Source organism: Sphingopyxis sp. SCN 67-31, from assembly GCF_001725095.1.
Genome location: NZ_MEFH01000225.1, coordinates 1 through 6,308, shown reverse-complemented (window position 1 = coordinate 6,308; position 6,308 = coordinate 1). Strand labels below are relative to the sequence as shown.

At 64.5% G+C, this 6,308-nt stretch carries 7 protein-coding genes; 4 read left to right on the top strand and 3 right to left on the bottom strand.

Going from position 1 to position 6,308, the window contains the following annotated elements:
• Window positions 1–998 (top strand): c-type cytochrome (locus ABS88_RS24715; protein WP_286750893.1); only part of this gene is annotated, 998 nt, incomplete at its 5' end.
• 8 nt (window positions 999–1,006) lie between these two features.
• Here ABS88_RS24715 and ABS88_RS24710 read toward each other — a convergent pair.
• On the bottom strand, window positions 1,007–1,852 hold the full coding sequence (locus ABS88_RS24710; protein WP_286750892.1) for an aspartyl protease family protein: 846 nt from the start codon (window positions 1,850–1,852) through the stop codon (window positions 1,007–1,009).
• A 273-nt stretch (window positions 1,853–2,125) separates the two neighbouring features.
• Here ABS88_RS24710 and ABS88_RS24705 point away from each other — a divergent pair, with 273 nt between their 5' ends.
• Window positions 2,126–2,464, top strand: coding sequence for a P-II family nitrogen regulator (locus ABS88_RS24705; RefSeq protein WP_003040441.1), 339 nt, complete (start codon window positions 2,126–2,128; stop codon window positions 2,462–2,464).
• Between the two features lie 72 nt (window positions 2,465–2,536).
• Window positions 2,537–3,949: a type I glutamate--ammonia ligase gene (gene glnA / locus ABS88_RS24700; RefSeq protein WP_058813096.1), complete on the top strand. Its 1,413-nt coding sequence runs from the start codon at window positions 2,537–2,539 to the stop codon at window positions 3,947–3,949.
• A 14-nt stretch (window positions 3,950–3,963) separates the two neighbouring features.
• On the opposite strand, the gene ABS88_RS24695 is transcribed toward glnA, so the two are convergent.
• Both ABS88_RS24695 and ABS88_RS24690 read right to left on the bottom strand, forming a co-directional pair.
• Window positions 3,964–4,650 carry a hypothetical protein gene (locus ABS88_RS24695; protein ID WP_286750891.1) on the bottom strand — a complete coding sequence of 229 codons (687 nt, stop codon included), beginning with the start codon at window positions 4,648–4,650 and terminating at the stop codon, window positions 3,964–3,966.
• Window positions 4,650–4,859, bottom strand: a complete 210-nt coding sequence (locus tag ABS88_RS24690; protein ID WP_003040449.1) for a helix-turn-helix transcriptional regulator — start codon at window positions 4,857–4,859, stop codon at window positions 4,650–4,652. The genes ABS88_RS24695 and ABS88_RS24690 overlap by 1 nt, the downstream gene beginning before the upstream one ends.
• A gap of 178 nt (window positions 4,860–5,037) precedes the next feature.
• Here ABS88_RS24690 and ABS88_RS24685 point away from each other — a divergent pair.
• A partial coding sequence (locus ABS88_RS24685; protein ID WP_286750890.1) for a M20/M25/M40 family metallo-hydrolase occupies window positions 5,038–6,308 on the top strand: 1,271 nt, incomplete at its 3' end.

Sequence of the window (6,308 nt, the reverse complement as noted above, 5' to 3'; positions counted from 1 at the left end):
CCACCGGCCGGCCGATCGAAAATCCCGACGCGCGCTTCTACAAGACCGGCAAGCCCTTCATCGCGATCCCGGGCGCGCTTGGCGCGCACAACTGGCATCCGATGAGCTACAACCCTGCTACCGGCCTCGTCTATATTCCGGCGCAGCAGATTCCGCAGGGCTATATCCAGGATATGGACGAGCTGGACCGGCGCAAGGTGCTCGGCTTCAACATCGGCGCCTCGCTGACCGCGGCGATGCTCCCCGACGACAAGGCCGCCTTCCGCGCCGCCGTCGCCGCGACCACCGGCCGTCTCGTCGCCTTCGATCCGCGCACCGGCAAGGTCGCCTGGGGCGTCGATTATCCCGCGGCATGGAATGGCGGCACGATGACCACGGCGGGCAATCTGGTCTTCCAGGGAACGAGCACGGGGCGCTTCCGCGCCTATGCCGCCGACACCGGCAAGCAGCTCCTCGACCTCGACATGCAGTCGGGGATCGTCAGCGCGCCATCGACCTTCCGCGTCGGCGGGGTGCAATATGTTGCGTTCCAGACCAGCAAGGGCGGCGCCTTTCCGCTCGTCGCCGGGGTCGCGGGCGGTGTGACGCGCAAGGTGCCCAATATTCCCCGCCTCGTGGTGCTCAAACTCGGCGGCACGGTGCAGCTCCCCGCCCCGCCCGCAACGACGACGCTGGCCTGGAATCCGCCCGCGCAGTTCGGCACGCCGCAGCAGATCGCATCGGGCAAGGCGCATTTCGGGCGCTATTGCCAAGTCTGTCACGGCGACAGCGCGATCGGCAACGGCTTCACCCCCGACCTGCGCGTTTCGGGTGCGCTGACCAGTGCCGATGCATGGAAGGGCGTGATCCTCGACGGCGCGCTGAAGGACCGCGGCATGGTGAGCTTTGCCAAGGTGCTCTCCCCCGCCGATGTCGAGGCGATTCGCGCCTATGTCATCGACCGGTCGAACTGGACCAAGGCGAACCTGCCCGACGCGTCGGCGCCCGTCGGGCGCTGATTGCAGGGTCAGGGCGCGTCCGCTCCGCCGGACGGCTCGACCCACATCTTGCCGTCGGGATAGGCGATCGTCACCCGCGTCCCGGCGAAAAAGCGCGCCCCAATAATGCCTTCGATCGGTGCGCCAGTCTCTTGCGCGATGCGCTCGATCGCTTCGCTGATCGCGAATTGCTGCGCTTCGGCGGTGCGCCCGGCAAAGCCGACGCTGGCGTTACCATAATGCACCGGGATCTCCCCGCCCGGCCCCGACATCCGTCCACTCCCGCGGACGTCGATCGCCGCCTGCTCAGCCAGCTTGGGAGTCGCCGACGAGGCCATCGCGCCGGTGTCAAGCTCCATCGCAAAGGGCCCTTTGCCATTGACGGTCGCGGTCACGACCATGACCGACTTTTTGGGGCCCAGCGTAAAGGATATTGCTTCGCTGTCCGCCCCCGGCGCGGCGGTGAAGTCGATCAATTTCGCGCCATAATCGACGGAGAAAGTCAGCTCCTTCAGGAACGCATGGCCGACAATCGCATCGACCGGTCGCCCGATCGAAGCCGCCAGTCGATCAACCGCTTCGGTGGCGATGGCGGGCACGTCGGAAAGGCTGATCGGTCCCATGGTGAAACGCGGTACCTGCGTCTTGCGAAGGGTTGGAGGCCGTGGTCCGATCGCCGGCGTAGCCGCCGTCTCGCCCGCTTCGAGCGACAGCCCAAGCCTTTTCGCCAGCGCTTCGCTGACGATGAGTGGAAAGGGTGGCGTCGCACCGGTGTCGACGACGACGGTCAACGGCTCTCCATCGCCTGCCGTGGCAGGCACCAGCAACATCGGCACATCGGCCGAAATCGTATCGAAGCCAATGGCGTCGGTCATGCGGCGAACCTACCACCACGGCTCGCGCACGCCAACCTGCCGCCTTGCCCAATTCTTGGGCAGCGTCGCGGCCGCGCTGCTCAAAACAAGGGCAATCTCGTAATTTCGTGCCAAATTTCTTACCGAAAGCTTGCGATTCGCCAATTGGCACGGGTCTTGATTGGTGCAAGATGGCCGCACACCGCACCGACTCACGGGGGAAACCGGTTCAGGCGTACCTGACCCGGCTTCGACCACAGGCAAAGGTGGAAGGCCCAAAGGGGGACATGAAGCGTGAAGAAGATTGAGGCGATCATCAAACCGTTCAAGCTCGACGAGGTGAAGGAGGCGCTGCACGAAGTGGGTGTCAGCGGCATCACCGTCACCGAGGCGAAGGGCTTCGGTCGCCAGAAGGGTCACACCGAACTGTATCGCGGCGCCGAATATGTCGTCGACTTCCTGCCGAAGGTGAAGCTGGAGGTTATCGTCGATGACAATATGGCCGAACGCGTGGTCGAGGCGATCGCCGCGGCCGCGCAGACGGGCCGCATCGGCGACGGCAAGATTTTCGTGATCCCTGTGGAAACCGCGCTGCGCATCCGCACCGGCGAACGCAATGAGGACGCGCTCTAAGCTTCCATCGCTCCATCCCGTTCAACAGACGCCGGTCCAGCCGGTACTATTCGCAAAAAGGAAGAAGTGACCATGGCCACCAAGCCGAAGGATATCATCGCCCGGATCAAGGATAATGACATCGAGTGGGTCGATCTGCGTTTCACCGATCCCAAGGGCAAATGGCAGCATCTGACCATGTGCGCCGGCGTGATCGACGAAGACGCCCTTGAAGATGGCCTGATGTTCGACGGTTCGTCGATCGAAGGCTGGAAGGCGATCAACGAAAGCGACATGATCCTGAAGCCCGATCTCGAAGCGGTCTATGACGATCCCTTCTCGGCGACCCCGATGCTGGTTATGTTCTGCGACATCGTCGAGCCTTCGACCGGCGAAGGCTATGCCCGCGACCCGCGCACGACCGCGAAGCGCGCCGAAGCCTATGTCGCCTCGACCGGCATCGGCGACACCGTCTATGTCGGCCCCGAAGCCGAATTCTTCATGTTCGACGACGTCCGCTTCGAAACCGGCTACAACAAGTCGGGTTTCGAAATCGACGATATCGAACTGCCGACCAACACCGGCCGCGCCTATGAAGGCGGCAACCTTGGCCATCGTCCGCGCGCCAAGGGCGGCTATTTCCCCGTCGCGCCGGTCGACAGCGCCGTCGACATCCGCGCCGAAATGGTTTCGACCATGCTCGAAATGGGCCTGCCCTGCGACAAGCATCACCATGAAGTCGCCGCCGCGCAGCACGAGCTGGGCCTGACCTTCGGCACGCTGACGCAGACCGCCGACCGCATGCAGATCTACAAATATGTCGTGCATCAGGTCGCCCATGCCTATGGCAAGACTGCGACCTTCATGCCCAAGCCGATCAAGGACGATAACGGATCGGGCATGCACACCCACATCTCGATCTGGGAAAAGGGCAAGCCGCTCTTTGCGGGCAACGGCTATGCCGGCCTTTCGGACATGTGCCTCTATTTCATCGGCGGCGTCATCAAGCATGCGAAGGCGCTCAATGCCTTCACCAACCCGACGACGAACAGCTACAAGCGCCTCGTCCCGGGCTTCGAGGCGCCGGTGCTGCTCGCCTATTCGAGCCGCAACCGTTCGGCTTCGTGCCGCATCCCCTATGGCGCGGGCGCCAAGGCGAAGCGCGTCGAATTCCGTTTCCCCGACGCGATGGCGAACCCCTATCTCTGCTATTCGGCGCTGCTGATGGCGGGGCTCGACGGCATCCAGAACAAGATCCACCCCGGCGACGCGATGGACAAGAATCTCTATGATCTGCCGCCCGAAGAACTCGCCGAAGTCCCGACCGTCTGTGGCAGCCTGCGCGAAGCGCTCGACAGCCTCGCGGCCGATCACGACTTCCTCTTGAAGGGCGACGTCTTCTCGAAGGATCAGATCGAAGCCTATATCGAACTCAAATGGGCCGAAGTTTACAACTTCGAACAGACCCCGAGCCCGGTCGAATTCGACATGTATTACAGCGCCTGATCTGCAGCGATCAGTCACGCTCGAAGGGCGTCCGGCTTGGGGGAGCTCGGACGCCCTTCCCTTATCTGCGCCACAAAGGCCCCGACAAGCATCATCGCCGCCAGCGTCGTCACCACGTCGATCGCGGTGAGCGCCGGTCCGAGCCCCAGAAAATCGGCGGCGCCCCACAGGGTCAGCCCGATCCAGCTCAGGCCGAAGGCCCAATAGCCGCCCTCGATACCCAATTGGCGGTTAAGCTCGTCATATTGCCGCCGCCACGCCCAGCTCGCCGCGACACCGCCCGTAATCACGAGGGCCAGCACCGCCGCAGCCGCCTGCGCCGGAACGGGTCCGGTCGGAAAGGAGGGCGTGCGTGCGAGCGCGAGCGCAAGCAGTGCGGCCCCGATTGCGCCCATGACGATGACCGATCGCCCCATGCCCGCGCGCTCCTCGCGCAGTTCGTCGGCATCGGCGACGTTGAGCAGCCTGGCGCCGGTGCGCGGCGCCGCCAGCCCGAAGCCGACAAAGGCCGCCATCAGGAGATAGAGGATGGCGACCCCGGCCAGCGCAACGCGCGATCCGCCCATCGCATCGATGAAATCGGTCCCGGCGACATGCATCAGCCCGGCGACCGTGCCCGCACCGACGATCGCGCCGACCAGCGCCCCGATCCCGCTCTTCTTCCACGCCGCAACGCTATGTCCGGCCACCATCTTGTCCATCACTCGTCCTCCGGCATCCAATGATCGATAAACAGCTCGCGCACCTCCAGCCCGAACAGCCGGGCCATGCGCAGCGCAAGCGGCAGGCTGGGGTCATATTTGTCGGTTTCGACGGCATTGATCGTCTGCCGCGAGACGCCGAGTCGGCGGGCCAGTTCGCCCTGACTCCACCCCGCCTGCTCGCGGCAATCCCGAACGCGATTTTGCAATGACCGTCCTTTCAGCCTGTCAAACACTCTTTACAGACGCGAAACACATGCTGTCAAACACTCTTTACAGGTCATGTTCGAGATGGGGATCGGCAAGCGAGCGAATATTGCCCGGCGCGATGACTTGCGGCGGCGGCCTTCAGGCGGCACAAGGGCGCCGACAAAGGAGATTGTGCAGATGAAATCAGCCCGTTTCGCCGTGTTCGCCGCCCTTGCCGCGCTCGCGCTCGCCCCGGCCGCGCATGCCAAGCTGAGCCCGACCGAAAGCCGGATGGCCGAAACGGTGAAGGCCGAGCAGGAACGGTCGATCGCGCTGCTCGAAAAGCTGGTGAATCAGAACAGTGGTACGCTGAACCTCGCCGGGGTCGAAAAGGTGGCCGAGATGATGCGCGCCGAGCTCGAGCCGCTGGGCTTTACGGTCACCTGGAAACCCACTCCCGAGACGAAGCGCGCCGGTCATCTGATCGCGGTGCACAAGGGGCGGGCCGACGGCAAGAAGATGCTGCTGATCGCGCATCTCGACACGGTGTTCGAACCCGACTCGCCCTTCCAGACTTTCACGCGCAAGGATGGCTGGGGCGAAGGCCCCGGCGCGGGCGACGACAAGGGCGGCATGGTGGTGATCGTCGCGGCGCTGCGCGCGATGAAGGCTGCGGGCACGCTGAAAGACGCCAATATCGAAATCCATATGACCGGCGACGAGGAAGACGCGGGCGATCCGATCGAAAAATCGCGCGCCGACCTGATCGCGGCGGGCAAGCGCAGCGACATCGCGCTCGATTTCGAAGGACTCGTCCGCGACAATGGCGCCGACATGGGATCGATCGCCCGCCGCAGTTCGGAAAGCTGGACCGTCACCGCGACGGGCATGAGCGCCCACAGCTCGGGCATCTTCAGCGCCGAGGTCGGCGACGGCGCGATCAACGAACTGGCGCGCATCATCCGCGATTTCCGCACCCAACTGCCCGAACCCAATCTGACCTTCAACGTCGGGCTGATCGCCGGCGGACAGGAAGCGACGCTCGACACCGGCGGTATCCGCGCGACCGCAAACGGCAAGACCAACATCGTCGCCCCGATTGCGGTGGCGCGCGGCGACCTGCGCACCCTGTCGCCCGAACAGTCGGCGCGGGTGAAGGACAAGATGGCGGCGATCGTTGCGCGCCATCTGCCCGGCACCGATGCGAAGCTTGCCTTCGACCCCGGCGCCTATCCGCCGATGGCGCCGACGGCGGGCAACAAGGCGCTGCTCGACCGGCTCAACGGCGTCAACCGCGACATGGGGCTTCCTGAAATGGCCGCGCTCGACCCGCTCAAACGCGGCGCCGGCGACATCAGCTTCGTCGCCGCCGATGTCGATGGCCTTGCCGGGCTCGGCACCTATTCGACCGGCGATCATGCGCCCGGCGAAAGGGTCGAATTGTCCAGCATCGAACGCCAGGCGACGCG

Bases quoted from the DNA above. Each gene is read 5' to 3' on its own strand.
- ABS88_RS24710 (WP_286750892.1), bottom strand. From the start codon at position 1,852: ATGACCGACGCCATTGGCTTCGATACGATTTCGGCCGATGTGCCGATG.
- glnA (WP_058813096.1), top strand. From the start codon at position 2,537: ATGGCCACCAAGCCGAAGGATATCATCGCCCGGATCAAGGATAATGAC.
- ABS88_RS24695 (WP_286750891.1), bottom strand. From the start codon at position 4,650: ATGGACAAGATGGTGGCCGGACATAGCGTTGCGGCGTGGAAGAAGAGC.